The organism is Flavivirga rizhaonensis, assembly GCF_004791695.1.
In the GTDB taxonomy this organism is placed as follows: Bacteria; Bacteroidota; Bacteroidia; order Flavobacteriales; family Flavobacteriaceae; genus Flavivirga; species Flavivirga rizhaonensis.
Genome location: NZ_SRSO01000001.1, coordinates 131,610 through 154,708, shown reverse-complemented (window position 1 = coordinate 154,708; position 23,099 = coordinate 131,610). Strand labels below are relative to the sequence as shown.

The window sequence follows — 23,099 nt, the reverse complement described above, 5'->3', positions numbered from 1 at the left end:
AAAAACATGCAAACAACAATATAATTATCTAAATTATTACAATAATTTAGTTTTATTTTCTAAATAATTAATAATTCATTGTTTTATAGTCTTATAATATTGAATTTTGTTATATAATTAAATTTAAGATGTCATGGCTTTTAAACCTGCAAATAGTATACAAGACTTACAATATTTTGGTGAATTTGGAGGTGTAAATCCTTCTATTTCGGATTCCTCTACCTACACATTCTTATCTGCAAAAACCATGTTTGATACCTTTGAAGGTAACGCAGACGGTTGCTATTTATATTCGCGGCATTCTTCACCTTCAAATCTATACTTAGGAGAAGCTTTAGCGGCTATGGAAGGTACCGAAACTGCGAATGTTTCGGCATCTGGTATGGGAGCTATCACACCTGTACTACTACAGCTGTGTGATGCTGGAGACCACATTATTTCCAGCAGAACTATTTACGGTGGTACTTATGCTTTTTTGAAAAATTTTATACCACGGTTTAATATAGACACGTCTTTTGTAGATATTACAAATTTGGAAATCGTCGAAAACGCCATTACAAAAAACACAAAAGTATTGTATTGTGAATCTGTTAGTAATCCACTTTTAGAAGTTGCTGACATTAGAGGGTTAGCCAATATTGCCAAGAGACATAATTTAAAACTAATCGTAGATAATACCTTTTCTCCGCTCTCTATTTCACCAGCAATGCTAGGTGCTGATGTGGTTATTCACAGTCTAACAAAATTTATTAATGGATCTAGTGATACCGTTGGTGGTGTTGTTTGTGGTACTCAAGAATTTATAAATGATTTACGTAATGTGAATGATGGTGCATCCATGCTACTAGGCTCAACAATGGATAGCTTAAGAGCTTCATCCGTATTAAAAAACCTAAGAACATTGCATATTAGAATGCAACAACATAGCCATAATGCTATCTATTTAGCTAAACAATTCGAAGCAGACGGTCTAAAAACTGTTTATCCTGGATTAGAATCTCATCCATCACATGAATTATTTAAAAGTATGATGAATGAAAAATATGGTTTTGGAGGCATGCTAACAATTGATGTTGGCTCATTAGATAAAGCAAACGAACTTATGGAAATGATGCAAGACAAAAACTTAGGATATTTGGCAGTAAGTCTAGGGTTTTACAAAACCCTGTTTAGTGCCCCTGGAAGTTCTACATCCTCTGAAATTCCAGAGGATGAACAAAAAGAAATGGGTTTAAGTGACGGGTTAATTCGTTTTTCAATAGGTTTAGATGCAGATATTGAACGCACTTATAAAACAATGCGAGCATGTATGGAGACACTCAATATTCTCGATTCTAAACGAAAAGCAGTTAAATCCCTTTGATTCGTTCCCACAGATTGGATATAGCAGTTTGAAAATCATCAAATTGAGGTTCAAACGGCTTTATGTTTAACCGATTACCATCTTTGTATAATGTTAAACTAAAAACAGAAGAATTTGGATTGTTTTCATCTAAAATGGGATACCTCAAATCATTATATTGATACTCGTTATCTGTAACCTTATAAACACTATAATAATGATTACTAAACCATGCTAAGTTTTTAATATCACTAAACTCTGAAGGTTTTAAATCACGTTGCTTTGGTAATTCTTTAAAATTCAAAAACCTATGCTCTCTATCTAACAAAGAATAATTAGCAATAAAATATAAAGAATCCGTTTCTACTATTCCATACCATAACACATTGTTAAATATGGCTGGTTGTGTACTGTAGCGATTAAATTTAATATAATTTTCTACCATAGATTTTCTAAATATAGTATCTATATAGAACTTATTACCTATGGTTAGTAACATGTAAACAGAGCTTATTCCTAAACCTAACTTTAACCAAAACTTCCTTCTGTTTGATTTTCTATTAAAAAACATGAGAACAATTATACAGATTAGAAATGGTAGCGTATAAATAGGGTCTACAACCGCAATATTGTTAAAGGCAACGCGGTAATTACTAAACGGCGTAAATAATTGAGTCCCGTAAGGTGTAAAACAATCCAAGATAGGATGTGTGAATAAAGACCAAAAGAACAAACGCATCCAATCATTTTTGGTAGTTGTATGTAAACGTTTACCAGAATTATATAATTTATAGGTAACCCAACCAAAAAGAAATGCTGCAAGAACAGAAAACAAAATAGAATGCATAAAACCTCTGTGAAACAACATAGCATCAATTTCATTATTATAAAGCAAACTACCAATGTATACATCTAAATCTGGAATTGTACCACCAATAGCTCCAAACAATAAAGCCTTATTTCCTATTTTTTTTCCCAGAACCGCTTCTCCACAAGCTGCTCCTAAAACGATTTGAGTTAATGAATCCATGTATGCGATAAAAATACAATTTAAACCAGAACACGCATTATATACTTCAATATTTTAATTTATTTTGCAAAGACTTGTAATAATTTATTTTTTGAGTAGTCTTTATAATATGTTTTTGAATTTTAGTTTTGAATTTTAAAAGTTCCTCAAAACGATTCATTTCATGCTTTTCTTCATAATTAATTTCTATCACGTAAATATATTCTAGAGTTTTTAAACTTCTAGATAATTGCCGATTATGCTTTTTAAGTTTTACCCCCACATCTTTAACGTCAAGGTCTGCATTTTTACTTGATACAACAGTGTGTTTCATTGTTACTAAGTCTATTTAATTTAAGCCTAAGCGAGAGAGTTTACTAATAAGCTAGAAGGCAAAGCTAACTCTAAATGAAAAAATTTTAAATTGTAAATCAATTATATTAAAAACAGTAGTGTACTTGCAAAAAATCAAAATAATTAATTGCATAATTTTGTTATAAATACAAAGATTAACTATGCGTTGATTATTATGACACAAATTTTACAGAAAAGTCACGCGATTTTTTACACATTCACAATAACTCTTAATAAACATTTAAAAATCGAAGCTCAGCAATTTGCTAAAAGATAAGTATTGTTGTAACATTACGTGACTAAAACTTTTCATATGCAAGACGAAAACAATCTTTCAGAAATAAAAATAGAAGACCAAAAAATAATAGAAAACAAAGAACTTAATATCTGGGAAGCACTCATTCCTGTGTTAGCATTAGTTGGAATGCTAGCCTATAATATATATGTTTATGGTGATGATGCCTTAAGTGGAAGTAATCAATTTGTTCTATTATTAGGCGCTGCTGTTGCTGCTATTGTTGGTTTTAGAAACAAAGTGCCTTATGAAAGAATGCTTGAAGAAGTTGCAGAAAATATAAAATCTACTACGGGGGCTTTACTAATATTATTAATGGTGGGTTCATTGGCAGGAACCTGGTTAGTTAGTGGTATTATACCAACAATGATTTATTATGGTCTACAAATACTAAACCCTACAATATTTTTGGCTGCTTGCGTCATCATTTGTTCTATTATTTCGATAGCTACAGGTAGTTCCTGGACCACTTCTGCTACTGTTGGTATCGCCCTTGTTGGTATTGGAGAAACATTAGGTATTTCTATAGGTATGACTGCAGGGGCTGTTTTATCTGGAGCCTATTTTGGAGATAAGATGTCCCCTCTTAGTGATACTACAAACTTAGCACCTGCTATGGCTGGAAGCGAATTATTTAGCCATATAAAATATATGGCATTAACAACGGTACCTACTATATTAGTAACGCTCATCATTTTTATAATAATAGGATTAAATATTGATATAACAGGTACACCACAAATAGAAGATAAACTATCTGCTATCAAATATGCCTTTAATATAAGCCCATGGTTATTCATTGTTCCAATTTTAGTTATTATTATGATTGTTAAGAAAACTCCCCCGTTAATTGCTTTATTAATAGGCTCTTTACTTGGAGGTATTACTGCACTTATAGCACAACCAGATATTATAATAAAGATCGCTGGAGCAGAATCGTTATCGTTGCAATCTGCCTACCAAGGTGTTATGAATGCTTTAACCGTAGACACAGCTGTAGAAACTCCGAGTAAAGAATTAAATGATTTATTTACATCTGGAGGTATGAAAGGTATGCTAGGTACTATTTGGTTAATTATTTGTGCTATGGTTTTTGGAGGCGTTATGGACGCTATCGGTGCCTTATCAAGAATCACTAAATCTTTACTCAATTTAGCGACTACTACATTTGGCTTATTTGCAAGTACTGTTGCTAGTTGTTTAGCTTTAAACCTTACAGCATCCGATCAATATTTAGCTTTAGTAGTTCCAGGAAAAATGTTTAAACAAGCTTATAAAGATAGAGGGTTAGCTCCAGAGAATTTAAGTAGAACACTTGAAGATTCTGGTACTGTAACTTCGGTTCTAATTCCCTGGAATACTTGTGGTGCTTATCATTCAAAGGTGTTATTTGGATATGCTGGAGCTACTGCATACATTCCATATGTCTTTTTTAGTATTCTTAGTCCATTCGTTACATTATTATTCGCAGGCTTTTCAATCAAAATTAAGCAACTTGTAAAAAAATAAGATTAAGTTATTGTTATTTGTTTTTTAAATAGGCAAAATCTATAACAAAATAAATAATAAAAATTTCTATTCCTATTAAAATCACTATTCTATTTTATATTTGCATCGTTGAAAATTAATAATAATAAAAATATAAAAAACACATGGCATTAGTAGGAAAAAAATTTCCAGATTTAAACGTTGACGCAATGAACGATATGGGCGATACTTTTAAAGTAAACGTTCTTGAAGAAGCTGTAAATAACAAGAAAAAAGTAGTCTTATTTTGGTATCCAAAAGATTTTACATTTGTATGTCCAACAGAATTACATGCATTTCAAGCTGCTTTACCAGAATTTGAAAAACGCAATACTATTGTTATCGGAGCTTCTTGTGATACACCAGAAGTTCATTTTGCTTGGTTAAGTGCTGCAAAAGACAATGGAGGAATTGAAGGTGTTACCTACCCGCTTCTTGCTGACAGCAATAGAAATTTATCAAGTATTTTAGGTATTCTAGATATCACTAATGAAACTTACGATGAAGAAACTGGTACAGTTCAAGTTGAAGGAGACAATGTAACTTACAGAGCTACTTATATTATTGATGAAGATGGTATTGTACAACATGAAAGTATCAATAACATGCCTTTAGGTAGAAATGTTGGTGAATATATTCGTCTTGTTGATGCATTAACTCATGTTCAAGAAAAAGGAGAAGTTTGTCCAGCAAACTGGGAAGAAGGTAAAGAAGCTATGGCTCCTAATGCTAAAGGAACAGCTGAGTATTTAGCTGCTCATGTAAACTAGTTTGATGGTACAAGAATTGAATCAAGATAATTTAGGCGAATTAATTGCTAGTAATGACATTGTTGTTGTACAATATTCTGCAACATGGTGTGGTAACTGCCGTATTATGAAACCTAAGTTTAAGAAACTAGCTTCAGAAAACGAAGAGGTCTCTTTTGTTATCGTTGATGCGGAAAAATTTCCAGAATCAAGAAAGCTAGCAACTGTTGATAATTTACCAACCTTTGCTACTTTTAAAGGTGGTGAATTTGTAAAACAAGTTCAAACTAACAAATTTGAAGTTTTAAAAGAACTAATTAACGAAGTCATTTAAATGAGATTTCTGCTTTCGCGGAAATAAAAAAACACATTATTAAATGAAGTTACCAGTAATTAAGCACCTTACACAGTTTATTGAAGACAACGATGAGGATTTTGTAATAGAAACTATCGAAACCCTTGAAGCTTTAACAGAAGTTCCTTCTTTAAAAGACGAAGAACTCGATGTTATTGGGGAACTTATTTCTAATATGTATGGTGCCGTTGAAGTCAATAAAATGATAAAAAATGGTACAGAAAAAAAAGAAGCTTTAAATAGTTTTATGAAACGTGTTTTAGGTTCTATAGATAAATAGTTGAAAAAGAAAAATTACTAATAAAAAGCCACTTTGCAAAAACAGAGTGGTTTTTTTGTTTGAATTAAAGTTAAGTCCATAGGTTCTCTTTAACAGACTGAAAGCCTGCTTCATGAAATACCGAAGTATAAGATAATAAACATTGTAAAAATGAATTCGTGCAATTCGTGTCAAAAGTTTTTAGAATTTGAGACCAATAAATAAAAGGAAATATAATACTATTTCAAAAGCTCGATAATAATTTCAAACCCCTTTTCTTCAGCATAATCCAACGCCATATTTCCTTCATTGTCCTTAACATGTTTATCTGCCCCATGTTTCAGTAACAATTCGACAATATTTTGTTTATTATAAGTGGAAGCAAAGATTAAGGGAGTCATTCCATTTGAGTTTTTAGCATTTATATCTGCTCCGTTTTGTATTAAATATTCAACTAAAGGCTCACTGCCTTTAAAAGACACACCTATTAAAGCGGTATTTCCTGAAGCATCAGTAGCATCTACTGGTGCATTATTTTCTACTAAAGTTTTAACTATAGATTCTTTATCAAAATATGCTGCAAAAATTAATGGTGTAAAACCTCTTGCATCTCTAGTCTTAACTAAATTTGGGTTAGACCTAAGCTGCTCCTCAACCTGCCCCCTATTACCAGATTGAATTATACTGAAAAAAATATTTGTATCATTCATATGTTATTACTTTAAAATAAAATTGGGATAAGCATAATAAAATACATACCCCAATTTAAATATCAAAAACTAAAAATCAGTGTAAATCAAAACGATCTAAGTTCATAACCTTTGTCCAAGCTTTAACGAAGTCATTTACAAACTTTTCTTGAGCATCATCAGCTCCATAAACTTCTGCAACTGCTCTTAATTCAGTATTTGAGCCAAAAATCAAATCCGCTCTAGTTCCTGTGAACTTTACAACACCTGTTTTTCGATCTCTTCCTTCAAACAACGTATCATTATCTAATGTTGCTTTCCATGTATAAGTAAAATCCAGAAGATTAGTAAAGAAATCATTGGTCAGACTACCAGGTTTATCTGTAAAAACACCATGACTTGAACCATCATAATTTGTTTCCAATACTCGTAACCCACCAATTAATACGGTCATTTCTGGAATAGAAAGCGTTAATAAGTTCGCCCTATCTATTAATAAGTCTTCTGCAGATACAGATAAATTAGGTTTTATATAATTTCTGAAACCATCGGCTTGAGGTTCTAAATAGTTAAACGACTCCACGTCTGTTTGCTCTTGAGAAGCATCTCCTCTACCTCCTTGAAAAGGCACTGTAATATTGTAACCTGAATTATTAGCTGCCAATTCTATACCAACAGCTCCACCTAAAACAATTAAATCTGCTATGGAAATAGTTCCATTAAAATCTTTCTGAATACTTTCATACACTGCAAGTACTTTTGACAGTTCTATTGGATTATTCACTTCCCAATCTTTTTGAGGTGCTAAACGAATACGTCCTCCATTTGCGCCTCCTCGCATATCTGAACCTCTAAATGTAGATGCTGATGCCCAAGCTGTTGTTACCAATTGTGATATTGATAATCCAGAAGTACTAATCATATTTTTTAAAGACGATACATCATTTTTGCTTAATTTATAATCTACTGAAGGTATCGGGTCTTGCCATAATAATTCTTCATCTGGTACTTCAGGGCCTAAATAACGAGATATTGGCCCCATATCCCGATGGGTTAATTTGTACCAAGCACGAGCAAACGCATCCTCAAATGCTTTATGATCTTTATGAAAACGCTTAGAAATTTCCAGATAAGTTGGATCTATTTTTAAAGCCATATCTGCATCCGTCATCATTAAAGCTTGACGTTTTGAAGCATCTCCTGCAGTGGGAGCCATTTTAGCTTGCGATTCTTTTGTTGGAGTCCATTGACTAGCCCCTGCTGGGCTTTTGGTTAACTCCCAATCATAATTTAATAATACATCAAAAAAATCATGATCCCATTGCGACGGGTTTGGTGTCCAAGCACCTTCAAGACCACTCGTAATAGCATCATCTAAAACACCCGTTCCGAATGTATTTTTCCAACCTGTGCTCATTTCTTCAATGGAAGCTCCTGCAGGTTCAGCTCCTACATATTTATTCGGATCTGCAGCTCCATGCGCTTTTCCAAATGTATGCCCTCCAGCAGTTAGAGCTACGGTTTCTTCATCATTCATAGCCATACGTCCAAAGGTCTCCTTCATAAGCTTGGAAGTACCCAATGGATCGGGAGCTCCATTAGGTCCCTCTGGATTTACATAAATTAATCCCATATGAGCTGCTCCTAAATGACCTTCTATATTTTCTTCTTTTTCAAGTCGCTCTTTATTTCCTAACCACTCGGTTTCTGAACCCCAATATATATCTTGTTCTGGCTCCCAAACATCTTCACGGCCACCAGCAAAACCAAATGTTTTAAAACCCATTGATTCTAATGCACAATTACCAGCAAGAATTAATAAATCTGCCCAAGAAATTTTCTTTCCATATTTCTTTTTTATAGGCCAAAGTAATAAACGCGCCTTATCTAAATTCCCATTGTCAGGCCAACTATTTAATGGTGCAAAACGCTGATTTCCTGTTGCTGCACCACCACGTCCATCTCCAACACGATAGGTTCCAGCACTATGCCATGCCATTCGAATCATAAATGGTCCATAATGTCCATAATCTGCTGGCCACCAGTCCTGAGAATCTGTCATTAAATCAATAACCTCTTGTTTTAAAACTGGAAAATCAACACTATTAAAAGCTTCTGCATAATTAAAACCTTCTCCCATTGGATTAGATTTCACCCCATGTTGACGGAGGATATTTAATTTAAGTTCATTTGGCCACCAATCTCGATTTCTTGTGCCACTACCTGCTGTTTCTTTTTGAGTCCCACCCATAAATGGGCATTTGCTTATGTCTCCTCCGTTTGTATCCATTTATATTTGTAATTTATTAAGTTTCTTTGGCTTATTTATCCAAATTTACTTTTTAAATAATAAAGTTTAACCTATTTTTTATACTTATGAATTATAAAACCATAATCAAAACTTATTTAAAAAAAACAAATTATAATTTTTAATAATGATGTTAATAATTTTTATAATTAGCATTTTTAAACAATTTTATATGCTTACTTTTAAAGTTTAATTAAAAAAATAAAAATGGCAACAGTAACCTTAAAAGGAAATTCAATAGAAACATCTGGAAACTTACCACAAATAGGAAGTTTAGCTCCAGATTTCACATTAACAGCAACCGATTTATCAACTAAAACTTTAAGCGATTTTAGAGGACAAAAATTAGTATTAAATATTTTTCCTAGTATTGATACAGGGACTTGCGCACAATCAGTGAGACAGTTTAATAAAGAAGCAAGCCAACTGGAAAATACGAAAGTTTTATGTATTTCTCACGATCTACCATTTGCACATGCACGTTTTTGTGGTGCAGAAGGTTTAGAACATGTTATTACCTTATCTGATTATAAAGATGGTAGCTTTGGAAAAGCTTACGGATTGGATTTCACGACAGGCCCATTAGAAGCTTTACATTCTAGAAGTGTTATAATAGTAGATGAAAATGGTTTAGTAAAATATACAGAACAGGTTTCTGAAACTGTTGATGAACCAAATTATAAAGCTGCTCTTGAAGCATTATAAAGAAATTTTTTAAACTTCTTTTATAATATGGCAAAGAAAGACTCCTTTATAGTAAATCGGATAAAAAGTGTTGGTTATGCCTATAAAGGAGCCTTATTACTTTTAAAAACAGAAGCTAGTATTAAAATTCAGTTTGCAATTGCAGTGATACTCACAATTGCTGGGATTTATTATGAAATTTCATCTACAGAATGGATTATTCAACTATTATGTATAGGTGTAGTAATGAGCATTGAAGGTGTAAATACAGCTATAGAAGCTGTAGCTGATTTTATTCACCCAGAACACCATAGTAAAATAGGTCTAATAAAAGATATAGCTGCTGGAGCAGTTTTTATTGCTTCTACCTTTGCCACAATTATTGGTTTTATTATATATTTTCCAAAGATTTTTTAAAATACTATTACTTTAGGATAAACGTTAGTAATTTGTATTTTTGTTCAAACTAACAACGCATTAATGGCGAAGAGAAAAACTAAGACTAAAAAAACACCAAAGCAAAAAATTAAAAAACCAAGTTTTAAATTATCAAATCAACAAAAGTTGGTATATGGTACTTTACTTGTTATATGTGGTGTTTGGTTATGTATAGCCTTAGTTTCCTATTTTTTTACAGGAGAAGCAGATCAAAGCATTATCGACACATTTCCTTCTAGAACTTCAGATACTCAGAATTGGGTAAGCCAATTTGGAGCTTGGGTAGGTGAGTTATTTATTCAACGTGGTTTTGGTGTTGCTTCATTTATATACTCTGGACTAATTTTTTTATCAGGTATTTATGTTTTAATGAATCTCAATAAAACTAAACTAAGAAAACATTGGTTCTGGGGGATTTTGATATCTATCTGGTTGTCTGTTCTTTTCGGATTCTTTAAAAATAAGACTGATATTCTTGGAGGTACTATTGGTTTTGAGATAAACTCTTTCTTGCAAGATTATATTGGAAAAATAGGTACATCCCTCCTTCTTTTACTAGGACTAATCACATATTTAGCAATTCGTTTTAGAGTCACTTTTGAAAGTTTAGCGAATATTTTTAAGTCTGCGAAAAAGGATATTAAAAATGAGATTTCTGATTTAAAGGATGATTTAATTATCCCGCTAGACAATAACTTGTCTGAAGAAGCAGAAGCTTTTAAAACTGCTTATGAAATTCCTTTACAAAATGATGAACTTGCATTAAAGAAGGACACTAAACCTGTTAAAGAAATAGCACCGCTTGAAGTTAAGGTTGCTCCAAAAGAAGAGGAAGAAGAATTAGATCTTGAAATGAAAGTTGAAAAAGTTGCAGAAGAGCTTTCAGAAACAAATAATTTAGCTAATAAATTAGTTGAGGATTTTGGACAATTTGATCCTACACTCGAGTTGGCCAAATATCAATTCCCTCCTCTTGATCTTTTAAAAAAATATAACTCTGAGGGTATTACCATCAATCAAGAAGAATTAGAAGAGAACAAAAATAAAATTGTTGAAACTTTAAGCAACTACAAGATTGGTATTGCTAGTATAAAAGCTACCATAGGTCCAACGGTTACTCTATATGAAATAGTTCCTGAAGCAGGTGTTCGTATTTCAAAAATTAAAAATTTAGAGGACGATATAGCGTTATCATTATCTGCTCTTGGTATTCGTATTATCGCTCCTATTCCTGGGAAAGGTACCATTGGTATAGAAGTTCCAAATAAAAATTCTACCATCGTATCAATGCGTTCGGTAATTGCATCTAAAAAGTTTCAAACTTCAGAAATGCAACTTCCAATAGCTTTAGGAAAAACTATTAGTAATGAAACTTTTGTGGTTGACCTTGCTAAGATGCCTCACTTATTAATGGCAGGTGCAACAGGACAAGGTAAATCGGTAGGTTTAAATGCCGTTTTAACATCATTATTATATAAAAAACACCCAGCAGAAGTTAAATTTATTTTAGTCGATCCCAAAAAAGTAGAGCTAACACTTTTTAATAAAATTGAACGTCATTATTTGGCAAAATTACCAGATAGTGAAGATGCCATCATTACCGACAATACTAAAGTTATCAATACATTAAACTCTTTATGTATTGAAATGGATAATCGTTACGAGCTTCTAAAAAATGCCATGTGTAGAAACATTGCAGAATACAATGCTAAGTTTAAAGGTCGTAAATTAAACCCTAATGATGGACATCAATTTTTACCTTATATTGTCCTTGTAGTTGATGAGTTTGCTGATTTAATTATGACAGCGGGAAAAGAGGTCGAAACACCTATAGCTCGTTTAGCACAATTAGCCAGAGCAATCGGCATACACTTAATCATAGCAACACAACGTCCTTCTGTTAATGTAATTACTGGTATAATAAAAGCGAATTTTCCTGCTCGTATCGCATTTAGAGTAACTTCTAAAATTGACTCAAGAACTATTCTAGACGGCTCTGGTGCTGATCAATTAATTGGTCGTGGTGATATGCTATTTACGCAAGGTAATGATGTTATTCGTGTACAATGTGCTTTTGTTGACACACCAGAAGTTGAAAAAATAACAGATTACATAGGTTCTCAGAAAGCATATCCAGATGCCTACCTATTGCCTGAATATGTTGGTGAAGAAAGTGGCACAGGTATTGATATAGACATATCAGATAGAGACAAACTGTTTAAAGATGCTGCCATCGTTATTGTAACAGCACAACAAGGTTCTGCTTCTTTATTGCAACGGAAATTAAAATTAGGTTACAACAGAGCAGGAAGATTAATAGATCAATTAGAAGCAGCTGGAATAGTAGGTCCTTTTGAAGGTAGTAAAGCTAGACAAGTCTTAATTACAGACTTAATAGCTTTAGAGCAACATTTAGAAAATGAGATTTAATTTAAATTTGAAAATGAAACATATTATTACATACTTATTTATTGCTTTTACATTTACAGGCTTCGCTCAAAACAAAGCCAAGACATTATTAAATGAAGTTTCTAAAAAAGTAAAAAGCTATAAAAATATATCCATAGACTTTAAATACACACTTGAAAATACTTCAGAAAACATAAAACAAGAAACTCGAGGAGATGTTATTATGAAAGGTGACCAATATAAACTGAATATTCTTGGAGTTATACGTCTTTTTGATGGTAAAACACTTTATACCATAAGCCCTGAAGATGAAGAAGTAACAATTACATCTGAAAATGATAACGAAGAAGATGCTATTACACCAAGTAAAATGTTGTCTTTTTATGAAGATGGTTACATTTATTCAACAGATATCGAACAAAGTATAAAAGGTAGAAAAATACAATACATTAAATTAATACCTATAGATTCTAAATCTGAAATAAAATATATTTTACTAGGTATTGATTCTCAAACTAAGCATATATACAATTTAATTCAACTTGGAAAAAACAATACGAAAACAACACTCACTGTTAATTCTTTTAAAACAAATGAGCCTTTGTCAAAAACCTTATTTACCTTTGATGCTAATAAATATGAAGATTATTACATTAATAAATTAGATTAGGTAAATAATAATAAAACAAGTATTAACGAAGTTTTAAAAAATATTTTATCCTTTTTTTAAAAATTTTTAATATGAGAACGAAGTGCTTACATGCGTTCTTAATTTTATAATTAGCTTGTTAAACAAATGATTAATAAAATTTAAACGTGTGAAACATTTATGAATAAAAATTTAATCGCTAACGAAAATTATTATATAAATGTTACATCTGGCTATAAAAAAACAATACGTGTGAGCAGATGAAAATATTAGACCGATACATACTAACTACATATCTTAAAACTTTTATCAGTGTGTTTGTAATCCTCATGCTGATATTTATTTTACAAACTATTTGGTTATATATTAAAGAGCTTGCAGGTAAAGATTTAGATATTGTAGTTATAGCTAAGTTTTTAATTTACTTTATGCCCAAGTTAATTCCGTTGGTATTGCCTCTTACCATATTACTTGCATCTATAATGGTGTTTGGGTCTTTTGCAGAAAATTATGAGTTTGCAGCAATGAAATCGACAGGTATTTCTTTACAACGTGCCATGTCTGGCCTTAGTGTCTTTATTGTCGTACTAGGATTTGTTACATTTTTATTTTCTAACAATGTTATTCCCTGGGCCGAATATAATATACTCAATCTACGAATAAACATAAAAAACACGAAGCCTGCAATGGCAATTGCAGAAGGTCAGTTTAACCCCATAGGAGACGACTTTAATATTAAAGTGGACAAAAAAAGTGGCGATAACGATCAAATCCTTAACAATGTAACCATTCATATTAAAGGAGGTAGCCGTAATAGATTAAACTTAAAAACAATAAAATCAAAAACAGGAGAACTTGTTAGTAAAAAAAACTCTAATACTTTAAAACTTATATTATTTGATGGTAATTATTATGAGGATCTTTTACCAAAAACTCCAAAAGCAAAAAACAAAAAACCATTTGTTAAAAGCACCTTCGAAAAGTACATTATTAATATAGATTTATCAGATTTTAATAAAGTAGATTTCGACAAAAAATCACAAACAGACAAATACAGCATGCTCAACATCAGTAGTCTAAACAAAACTATTGATTCTCTTACAGAAAAAAGGCAAAATGATTATCAATCGTTTTCAAAAAACCTATTTCATCGATCAGGCGTTTCTAAAAATATTAGAACCAAAGCAACTAAAAAGTCTATTTCTAATGATTCCATTAATACTGATAATCTTTTTGAACTTTTTAGTCCTGCAAAAAAATCTGAACTTGTTGTTGAGGTTGAAAAATCAATAACCAGTGCAAAACAAATCGTCATTTCTAAAGAAAAAACAAGGAAAAATGCTAAAATTTTAGTTAACAAGCATATCATTTCATTACATGAAAAATTTGCACTAGGCTTTGCCTGTATCATCTTATTTTTTGTTGGCGCCCCCCTAGGAGCCTTAATACGTAAAGGAGGTATTGGCCTACCTATGGTAATAGCTATACTATTATTTTTAACATATCACTTTATAGGTATTTTTGCTACTAATAGTGCTAAAAGTGGAAATCTTAATCCAATTTTGGCTAGCTGGTTTTCAACATTAATGATGCTTCCATTAGGTGTGTTTTTGACTAAAAGAGCAACCGAAGATCGAGGTATATTTGAATTAGGTAATATTATCGAACCGTTAAAGAAAGTTTTGAATATCAAGGAAAAAGATGCTGTCGACTATAAGTTTCTTTCTCCTTATAAAAATGAAGAACTCTACAATCTAATTAATAACTACGAAACGCTTGGGCATGACGAAAATATCCGCTATGAAGCTATAAAATTATTAAATAGTCGAGGGCTTTCAATAAAACAAATTAGAGAGAATGGGGTTCATATAGATGATGATTATGATGTCTCAGAACACATTGCTAAAAAATATAAAAATCAAGCTAAGTTTGCTATTATTTCATATAGTATAGGAGCTGTATTACTTATTTTATACTTTATATGCAATAACAATAAATTACCATCACTAGCCTCTATATTAATTAAAATTAGTATTGGTGCATTCATTTTATTTGCTTTCTATTATGTAAGGCTTTTGATTAGCACCTTCAAGTTTTATACGCATATTAAAAAGAAAGACAAAAAACCTGATTTTTTACTTTTATTAATCGGGCTCCCTTTATATATAATTTCATTTGCTTTTTTGAATGTAAAAATCAAGGAAGACTTAAAGCTAAATTGTCTAAATTCTTTAAAATAGCAATATATTTGCACTATGATAGCAGATACGATGACAAAAAAAACTACCCCAAAATTCAAACTAAATACAATACACGAAGCCATTGATGATATTAGAAATGGAAAAGTGATCATAGTTGTTGATGATGAAAACCGTGAGAATGAAGGGGATTTTGTTGCCGCCGCCGATAAGGTAACACCACAAATGATAAACTTTATGGCAACTCATGGCAGAGGTCTTATATGTGCGCCACTAACAGAGAATAGGTGTAAAGAGCTTGAACTTAATATGATGGTACGTAATAATACCGACCCTATGGAAACAGCCTTTACTGTTTCAGTGGACTTAAGAGGCGGTGGAGTTACAACTGGTATTTCAGCAGGAGATAGAGCAAAAACGGTAAAAGCTTTAATCGACTCAAATACGAAACCATTTGAATTAGCACGGCCTGGGCATATTTTCCCTTTAGTAGCTAAAGAAGGTGGTGTTTTAAGAAGAACTGGGCATACAGAAGCTGCAATTGATTTTGCGAGACTAGCTGGTTTACAACCTGCTGGTGTTATTGTAGAAATTATGAATGAAGATGGTAGTATGGCACGTCTACCAGAACTTATAGAGGTTGCTAAAAAACTAGATCTTAAAATTGTTTCTATAGAAGATTTAGTGGCTTATAGAATGCAACATGACTCTTTAATTGATAAAAAAGAAGATTTTCAAATCGAAACTCGCTTTGGAAGTTTTAGATTAAGAGCTTATAAACAAACTACTAATAATCAAGTGCATATAGCTTTAACAAAAGGACAATGGAAAGATAATGAAGAAGTCCTTACAAGAATAAACTCAACACTAGTTAATAATGATATTCTTGGAACATTAACTAATGATGTTGACAAACAATTAGTTAATATGTTCAAAGTAATTAATGATAAAGGCAAGGGTGCTATCATATTCATTAATCAGGAATCTCAATCTATGAATATTTTAAAGCGTTTATCTGTTTTAAAAGAGAACCAAAGCTCTGGTAAAATATATAAAGCTCCTAGAATAAATATGGATGCAAGAGATTTTGGTATTGGTGCACAAATACTTCACGATTTAAATATTCATAAACTAAGACTCATTTCTAATGCTGAACAAACTAAACGTGTTGGTTTGATTGGTTATGGGCTTGAGATTATTGAATATGTAAAGTATTAAACTAAATATAAAAGAATTCTTTAACAATACTCTCCTCTTTTCAACTCATTTTGGGCATTAGCGCTTCTTTGTTGCAAAGTTTTCAGAAATAGATTTTTCAATATAAAACAGGTCTATTGGTTTATACCTACTTCAATACTTTTTGAAGATTCTTGTAATGTGTTTAATATAGTGATTGCATAACACTTCGCCATTAAATGCTACGCTCCTAAGTTTCGAAGCTTTTGTTCTTTATTCTTACGAAGTGTCGGGGTCAATCTATTTAAGTTAAGATATTCTATAACCCCACCCAGAACTACAAAAAAACCAGCTCTAACCTCTCCAAAAGAGGGGTAAAATAGGAAACCCCGACGCAAAACGTCAAGTAATTATTTTGATTAAAATTCAATAGATGAATTAAAAAAATCTATATGGTTTATTAATCGGGATCTTTCAAAAATATCTAAAGCAGAAATTATAGTATCTCATTAATAATTTTCACCATTTTAATTGCTCTTTCTTTTACCTCTTCTTCTGTCCAAGAAAGTTTTATTAAACAAGAAATATTTCTAGCGATATAACTATCTGACTGTGCAAACTCTTTTGTTTTCAAATAATCAAGTCCTTTTTTTACCTCCGAAGAAATAGGAAATAACGATTTCAAATTTGTTAAATGATCCCATTTTCTAATATAATGCCAATTATTATCATAATAATGAAAACAAGCATCAACACCATGTTGCTTAAACATTTCAGACACTTTTCTTGCCTTTTTTAAATCAGGTAAGAAAAAATTTAAAAACGCATAACTCTCTTCCCCGCCTTCAGGAACTGTTCTAAAGGTTACTTCAGGAATTTGAGATAGTGTATTTCGAATAATTGTATAGTTTTTCTTTTGAATTCCTAAAAACTCATGCAATCGCTTTATTTGTGCTAATCCCACAGCAGCATGTAATTCTGAAATTCTAAAGTTATATCCTAAAAAAGGATGAGTTTCTGCTCCTCTATCATTACCAATATGGTCATGACCATGATCACTATAATGATCTGCATGTATATAGTACTCTTTATTATTAGTGATCACTGCTCCACCTTCACCACAAGTAATTGTTTTTACAAAATCAAAAGAAAAACAACCTAAATCTCCAATACTACCTAATGGTTTACCATGATAGCTCCCTCCTATTGCTTGACAAGCATCTTCAACTAATAATAGATTATACCTATCGCAAACAGCTTGTATAGCATTCATATCCCCCATGCTGCCACACATTTGTACTACCATAACTGCTTTCGTTTTTGGAGTAATTGCAGCTTCAACAGCCTTAGGGTCTACTGCTAGCGTATCATCAATATCAACTAAAACAGGAATAGCTCCTAGCATCATAATAGCCTCAAAACTCGCTACAAAAGTGAATACTGGCATGATAACTTCATCTCCCGCCCCTACTCCTGCAGAAGCCAGTGCTACGGAAACAGCAGCTGTGCCGCTCGAAACAAGTTGTACATGATTCGTTTTAAAAGATTCTTGTAATTCTGCTTCTAATTCTTTTGATTTCCAATGTCCCTTCCGCATTCCATCAAAACCATAGCGCATTAAAACGCCATTATCTAAGACGTCATTAACTTGCGCTCGTTCTAATTCTCCAAATAATTCAAATCCAGGCATAAATAATATAGTTGTATTTTATACCAATTCTCATTTGAAATAACCGTAATAAAACACCCTTTTTCGCCTTCTACTTCAATAGAAAAAAACCGTAGCTGAGGCTATACTTTATTTTTATATTTTGTATAAAGCAAAAAATCATTATTTTATTTTACAGTAATTCCAAACAAGAAATGGCATTGTTTATAATTCAATAATTGCGTCATCAATTGACTTTCTAATTTTTTCAAATTCAGAAAACATGTCATCCTCTGCTCTATAACCAACAGGTAATAATAGTACTGATTTTAGTTTTATGTTATCTAATTCTAAAACGTCATCAAATGCTTCTGGTAAAAAACCTTCCATTGGACATGAATCGATCCCTTCTATTGCACAAACTGTCATTAAATTACCTAATGCAATATAAGCCTGGTTTTTAGACCATCGTTGACGTTCTTCAACAGACATGTTTTTCATGGTATTAATAAGATCTAATCTATAAGGATCTAAAACCTTATCTGGCGTGTCTCTAATAGACTTAATATTGTCATAATACATATTAACATCCTTCTCAGTAATATCATTTTGAATACAAATTACAAACAAATGCGACGCATCTAAAACCTGTTTCTGATTGAATGAATGTTTAACCAATGGTATTCGCGTAGCCTCATCTTCAATAATGAGTAATTTAATAGTTTGTAATCCAAAAGAAGTTGCTGTTAAATTAAAAGCTTCTTTTAAAACATCAAGCTTCTTATTCGAAAGCTTCTTACTCTTATCAAATTTCTTAGTAGCATAACGCCATTGTAACTGTTTTATAGTATCCATTTCATCTGTTTAAATTTTTATTGTTTTTATAGATGTAATTTGCCAATAATCATTTCGATTGGTATTAACTTATTTATGGCTCATTTCATATTAATATGTGTGCAAAAATAAGGTTTGAAATTTTGTTTTTTACAATAATAACAGATAAAAATAAACAGGTATAAGTGAATAAAAATTATTTTTTCCAAAAAGTTAGCTTTTTATTTGAAAGAATTAAAAAAGGGTTCTATATTTGCACCCGCCTACGGGAAAAGAATTTCCCTTCGGCGGGCAAGCCCGCTAAAAGGCAAACGCAAAAGACACTGGAGAAATGGCAGAGTGGTCGAATGCGGCAGTCTTGAAAACTGTTGAGGGTCACACCTCCGGGGGTTCGAATCCCTCTTTCTCCGCTGAAACGATGTTTCAAAAGAAACATAAAATTTCAAAACCCTTTAAACATTGATATTTAAAGGGTTTTCTGTTTTTAGCTATTCGTCAAAAAACACATAAAAGTGCATATTGTTTTAATCTATATTCTATTTATAATACTCCTAATACTCCCATCTAACAAAGGCCTCCATAGCTGCATAGTGTGATAAACCTAGTTCATCATACAAATCTGCTGTTTCTTTATTTCTATCCTCTGCTCGCTGCCAAAACTCTCTACTATCAGCCCCTTGAAACACCATTCCATCTTTTTGAGATTGATGCTTAAATATACTTTTTCGTTTTTCCAATACTTGATCTGGTCCCATTGGCACAGCCATCTCAATCTCATCAATACCCCACTCCTGCCAAGCTCCTCTATATAACCAAACCCAACAGTCTTTCATGAACTTTTTAGGTTTAAGTTCTTTCACTGCTGCAAAAACAGCATCTAAACACACTTTATGTGTACCATGTGGGTCAGCTAAATCTCCTGCGGCATATATTTGATGAGGTTTAATTTTTTCAATCAAATCCTTCGTTATTTTTATATCTGCCTCACCTACTGGATTTTTTTCGATAGTTCCTGTTTCATAAAACGGTAATTCCATAAAATGAATTTGCTCATTTGGAACACCAACAAAATGGCAAGTAGCTCGTGCTTCACCTTTTCTTATCAATCCTTTAATATGCCTAACTTCTGAAATATCAATTTCACTAGATTTTTTGTTTTTAAGAAATTCAACAGCTTTTTTATAAATAGTTTCTGCCTCATCATTTTTTATACCAAATTTATCATTATAATCACAAACAAAACTTGCAAAACGTATGGCTTCATCATCAGCTACTGCTATATTCCCAGAGGTTTGGTAGCCTACATGTACCTCGTGTCCTTGCTCTTGTAAACGTTTAAAGGTTCCTCCCATACTAATAATATCGTCATCAGGATGGGGACTAAAAATAAGTATACGTTTTCTAGCTGGTTCTGCCCGTTCTGGACGTTTAGTGTCATCGGCATCTGGTTTGCCTCCAGGCCAACCCGTAATCGTGTTTTGTAATTTATTGAATATCTTAATATTGATATTATATGCTGGTCCTGAATCTGCTAATAAATCACTCATACCATTTTCGATATAATCGGCATCTGTAAGCATTAAAATCGGTTTCTTTAAATTAAGCGCCAAACTCAATACAGCTTTTCTGATTAATTTATCTGTCCATACAATTTTTTCAACTAGCCAAGGTGTATTAATCCTTGTTAGTTTGGAAGCTGCTTCTTTATCTAAAACAAAAGTGGCATTATTGTGTTCTTGTAAATAGGATGCTGGTACACTACTAGTCTCCTCACCTTCGGTAGATGCTTTGATGATATTTGACTTACCTTCTCCCCAAGCCATAAGTATCACTCTTTTGGCTTCCATAATCTTTTTTACTCCTAATGTAATAGCTGTTCTTGGGGTGTTCTCTAAACCTAAAAAATCACCGCTTGCTGCAACTCTTGTAATATGGTCTAAGGCTACTAATCGTGTTTTTGAGTTTTTAAGCGACCCTGATTCATTAAAACCTATATGTCCATTACCTCCAATACCTAGTATTTGTAAATCGATACCTCCTAAAGCTTCAATCTTAGCTTCATATTGCTCACAATAATCAGCAATGTTTTCTTTAGACAACAAGCCATCAGGAACGTGACAGTTTTCTGGTAATATATCTACATGATTGAACAATAGTTCTTTCATAAAACGCACATAACTATTCACTGAATCTGGTTCCATGGGATAGTACTCATCCAAATTAAACGACACGACATTTTTAAAACTTAAACCTTCTTCTTTATGTAGGCGTACTAATTCAGCATACAAACCTTTTGGAGAAGAACCTGTTGCTAACCCTAATATACAAGGTTGTTTTTGAGCTTGTTTAACTCTAATAAGATCTGCTATTTCTTTGGCAACTGCCTTAGATGCAGCAGTTGAATTTTCAAAAACTACCGTCCCAATGTTTTCAAACCGTTTTTCAAATCCTGTTGCTTTGTCTATACTACTCTTTAACATGGCTTTAATTTATAATCTATTTCAAAAAATCTAATATTATTTTATGGGTATTTTTAATTGTTTTTTGACCAGCTTTTGTATTTATGTCCCCAAATAGCAAAAAAGAGTATCATTACATAACAAGGAATTAAAACCCAATAGCTATTAGTTGCCGCTGTTGCTAATGAATCAGCATCGTTTAATCCACTTGCTATAAGTTCATGTTTATTGGCATCAACCATTCTCCCATATAATGGAGGTATGATGGCACCCCCAGAAATTGCCATAATCAATAAGGCAGAAGCTGTTTTTGTAAATTTACCTAAGCCTTGTAGTGTTAATGGCCATACGGCAGGCCATACCAAAGCATTAGCAATACCTAAAGCTGCCACAAATAACACCGAGGTAAACCCCGTGGTAAATAAAATACAGATACTAAAAACAATTCCTAAAAAGGCACTGATTTTTAATGCTGTTCCTTGATTTAAATATTTTGGAATCAAAATAACACCTGATGCATAGGTTACAACCATTGCCAAAAGTGTAAACGTGGTAAAGAATTTTGCATCTGATGCTGAAAATCCTAAGGATATCCCATAAGCTATTATAGTATCTCCAGCAATCACTTCGGCTCCAACATAAACGAATAAGGTAAAAACACCCAACCATAAATGAGGGAACTGAAAAATATTTGTTTTTGTACTAGCACCATCTTTTGTTTCATTAAATTCTGAAGCTTCAACATGCGGTAATGGTGCTTTCCTAATTAACATCCCAAGCGCAAACAACACAATTGCCATAATTAAATAAGGCATAAAAATACTATCTGCCATGGTATCTAAAAGAACTCCTTTTTCCTCTATAGAAGCATTCTCTAATTTTTTCTTGACTTCATCGATTCCTGATAATAAAATGGCAGCAAAAACTAGAGAGCCTAAAGCTCCAGCAACTTTGTTTGCTATTCCCATAATAGCAATACGCTTTGCACCACTTTCTATGGGTCCCAAAATAGTAATATAAGGATTTGCTGCTGTTTGCAGTAATGTCATTCCTAGACCTTGAATAAATATTCCTGTTAAAAACACCCAATAGGTTCTTGCTTCTGCTGCTGGAATAAAAACCAGAGCACCTATAGCCATAATAAATAATCCCAGAGACATCCCCTTTCTATAACCAATCTTATTTATAATATAGGAAGCAGGTAAAGCCATGACCACAAAAGAAATATAAGATGCTGATGCTACTAAATATGATTGAGCATCTGTTAGCTCATTTATAGTTTTCATAAATGGGATTAAAGCTCCATTAATCCAAGTTACAAACCCAAAAACAAAAAAGAGTCCAGCTATAATAGCAATAGGCACTAAATTGTTTTTCTTAACTGATACATTTTTTAAATTTGGCATATTACTTAAATTACTGTTTATGAATATAAATATATTATGTTTTTCAGACAGCCCTTTTTATCCTTTGAATTGATTCTTTTAAATTATAATATCTCCTGTTGTTAGTTAAGACCGGAGCACTAGCACTATCCAGTAAAAGTACTCTTAAGTATAGGTTAAATAATTATAACCATGTATCAATTACTTATGAAATAATATCAATTATGAAGATTATGTTCTACTACTAATAATTTAAAACACATAAACGTACAAAAAACACTATCTAAATCTATCATTAGCTATCAAACAAACATGGTTCATTGGTAATAAAA

19 protein-coding genes and 1 tRNA gene are annotated in these 23,099 nt (G+C 32.2%); 12 read left to right on the top strand and 8 right to left on the bottom strand.

Annotation, left to right across the window (positions count from 1 at the left end):
• Nucleotides 1–133: 133 nt before the first annotated feature.
• Nucleotides 134–1,363, top strand: coding sequence for an aminotransferase class I/II-fold pyridoxal phosphate-dependent enzyme (locus EM932_RS00490; protein WP_135874379.1), 1,230 nt, complete (start codon nt 134–136; stop codon nt 1,361–1,363).
• Here the strand turns inward: EM932_RS00490 and EM932_RS00485 are convergent.
• Together EM932_RS00485 and EM932_RS00480 are read right to left on the bottom strand one after the other, a co-directional pair.
• A complete protein-coding gene (locus EM932_RS00485; RefSeq protein ID WP_135874377.1) occupies nt 1,350–2,372 on the bottom strand; it encodes a metal-dependent hydrolase in 1,023 nt (340 codons plus the stop codon). The genes EM932_RS00490 and EM932_RS00485 overlap by 14 nt on opposite strands.
• Before the next feature lie 46 nt (nt 2,373–2,418).
• The gene (locus EM932_RS00480; protein ID WP_135874375.1) at nt 2,419–2,685 is read right to left on the bottom strand and encodes a hypothetical protein; all 267 of its coding nucleotides are present in this window, start codon (nt 2,683–2,685) and stop codon (nt 2,419–2,421) included.
• A gap of 333 nt (nt 2,686–3,018) precedes the next feature.
• Between EM932_RS00480 and nhaC the strand changes: the two genes are divergently transcribed.
• From nhaC to EM932_RS00460, 4 genes are all read left to right on the top strand, one after another.
• A complete protein-coding gene (gene nhaC / locus EM932_RS00475; protein WP_135874373.1) occupies nt 3,019–4,509 on the top strand; it encodes a Na+/H+ antiporter NhaC in 1,491 nt (496 codons plus the stop codon).
• 143 nt (nt 4,510–4,652) lie between these two features.
• The gene (locus EM932_RS00470) at nt 4,653–5,297 is read left to right on the top strand and encodes a peroxiredoxin (RefSeq protein WP_135874371.1); all 645 of its coding nucleotides are present in this window, start codon (nt 4,653–4,655) and stop codon (nt 5,295–5,297) included.
• A 4-nt stretch (nt 5,298–5,301) separates the two neighbouring features.
• On the top strand, nt 5,302–5,610 hold the full coding sequence (locus tag EM932_RS00465) for a thioredoxin family protein (RefSeq protein WP_135874369.1): 309 nt from the start codon (nt 5,302–5,304) through the stop codon (nt 5,608–5,610).
• 43 nt (nt 5,611–5,653) lie between these two features.
• Complete coding sequence (locus EM932_RS00460; RefSeq protein ID WP_135874368.1) at nt 5,654–5,911, top strand: DUF6952 family protein; 258 nt, start codon at nt 5,654–5,656, stop codon at nt 5,909–5,911.
• A gap of 218 nt (nt 5,912–6,129) precedes the next feature.
• On the opposite strand, the gene EM932_RS00455 is transcribed toward EM932_RS00460, so the two are convergent.
• Nucleotides 6,130–6,600, bottom strand: coding sequence for an ankyrin repeat domain-containing protein (locus EM932_RS00455; RefSeq protein ID WP_135874366.1), 471 nt, complete (start codon nt 6,598–6,600; stop codon nt 6,130–6,132).
• Between the two features lie 76 nt (nt 6,601–6,676).
• Nucleotides 6,677–8,869 (bottom strand): catalase/peroxidase HPI, encoded by a 2,193-nt coding sequence (gene katG / locus EM932_RS00450; RefSeq protein ID WP_135874364.1) that lies wholly within the window; start codon nt 8,867–8,869, stop codon nt 6,677–6,679.
• 225 nt (nt 8,870–9,094) lie between these two features.
• Between katG and tpx the strand changes: the two genes are divergently transcribed.
• The 6 genes from tpx to ribB all read left to right on the top strand — a co-directional run bounded on the left by tpx (nt 9,095) and on the right by ribB (nt 16,483).
• Entirely contained in the window at nt 9,095–9,592 is a 498-nt protein-coding gene (gene tpx, locus EM932_RS00445) for a thiol peroxidase (protein ID WP_135874362.1), read from the top strand.
• 27 nt (nt 9,593–9,619) lie between these two features.
• A complete protein-coding gene (locus tag EM932_RS00440; RefSeq protein ID WP_135874360.1) occupies nt 9,620–9,988 on the top strand; it encodes a diacylglycerol kinase in 369 nt (122 codons plus the stop codon).
• 63 nt (nt 9,989–10,051) lie between these two features.
• Nucleotides 10,052–12,439, top strand: a complete 2,388-nt coding sequence (locus EM932_RS00435) for an FtsK/SpoIIIE family DNA translocase (protein ID WP_135874358.1) — start codon at nt 10,052–10,054, stop codon at nt 12,437–12,439.
• A gap of 13 nt (nt 12,440–12,452) precedes the next feature.
• Nucleotides 12,453–13,088 carry a LolA family protein gene (locus EM932_RS00430; RefSeq protein WP_135874356.1) on the top strand — a complete coding sequence of 212 codons (636 nt, stop codon included), beginning with the start codon at nt 12,453–12,455 and terminating at the stop codon, nt 13,086–13,088.
• Nucleotides 13,089–13,327: 239 nt separating this feature from the next.
• Complete coding sequence (locus EM932_RS00425; protein ID WP_135874354.1) at nt 13,328–15,307, top strand: LptF/LptG family permease; 1,980 nt, start codon at nt 13,328–13,330, stop codon at nt 15,305–15,307.
• A gap of 15 nt (nt 15,308–15,322) precedes the next feature.
• Nucleotides 15,323–16,483, top strand: coding sequence for a 3,4-dihydroxy-2-butanone-4-phosphate synthase (ribB, locus tag EM932_RS00420; RefSeq protein ID WP_135874352.1), 1,161 nt, complete (start codon nt 15,323–15,325; stop codon nt 16,481–16,483).
• Nucleotides 16,484–16,937: 454 nt separating this feature from the next.
• Here ribB and EM932_RS00415 read toward each other — a convergent pair whose 3' ends face one another.
• Both EM932_RS00415 and EM932_RS00410 read right to left on the bottom strand, forming a co-directional pair.
• Nucleotides 16,938–18,131 carry a DegT/DnrJ/EryC1/StrS family aminotransferase gene (locus tag EM932_RS00415; RefSeq protein WP_135874350.1) on the bottom strand — a complete coding sequence of 398 codons (1,194 nt, stop codon included), beginning with the start codon at nt 18,129–18,131 and terminating at the stop codon, nt 16,938–16,940.
• A gap of 183 nt (nt 18,132–18,314) precedes the next feature.
• Complete coding sequence (locus EM932_RS00410) at nt 18,315–18,944, bottom strand: nitroreductase family protein (RefSeq protein ID WP_135874348.1); 630 nt, start codon at nt 18,942–18,944, stop codon at nt 18,315–18,317.
• A gap of 304 nt (nt 18,945–19,248) precedes the next feature.
• Between EM932_RS00410 and EM932_RS00405 the strand changes: the two genes are divergently transcribed.
• A tRNA-Ser gene (locus tag EM932_RS00405) sits at nt 19,249–19,333 on the top strand.
• A 141-nt stretch (nt 19,334–19,474) separates the two neighbouring features.
• On the opposite strand, the gene nagB is transcribed toward EM932_RS00405, so the two are convergent.
• Together nagB and EM932_RS00395 are read right to left on the bottom strand one after the other, a co-directional pair.
• On the bottom strand, nt 19,475–21,403 hold the full coding sequence (gene nagB / locus EM932_RS00400; RefSeq protein WP_135874346.1) for a glucosamine-6-phosphate deaminase: 1,929 nt from the start codon (nt 21,401–21,403) through the stop codon (nt 19,475–19,477).
• Between the two features lie 53 nt (nt 21,404–21,456).
• Entirely contained in the window at nt 21,457–22,788 is a 1,332-nt protein-coding gene (locus EM932_RS00395; protein ID WP_135874344.1) for a sugar MFS transporter, read from the bottom strand.
• Between the last annotated feature and the right edge of the window lie 311 nt (nt 22,789–23,099).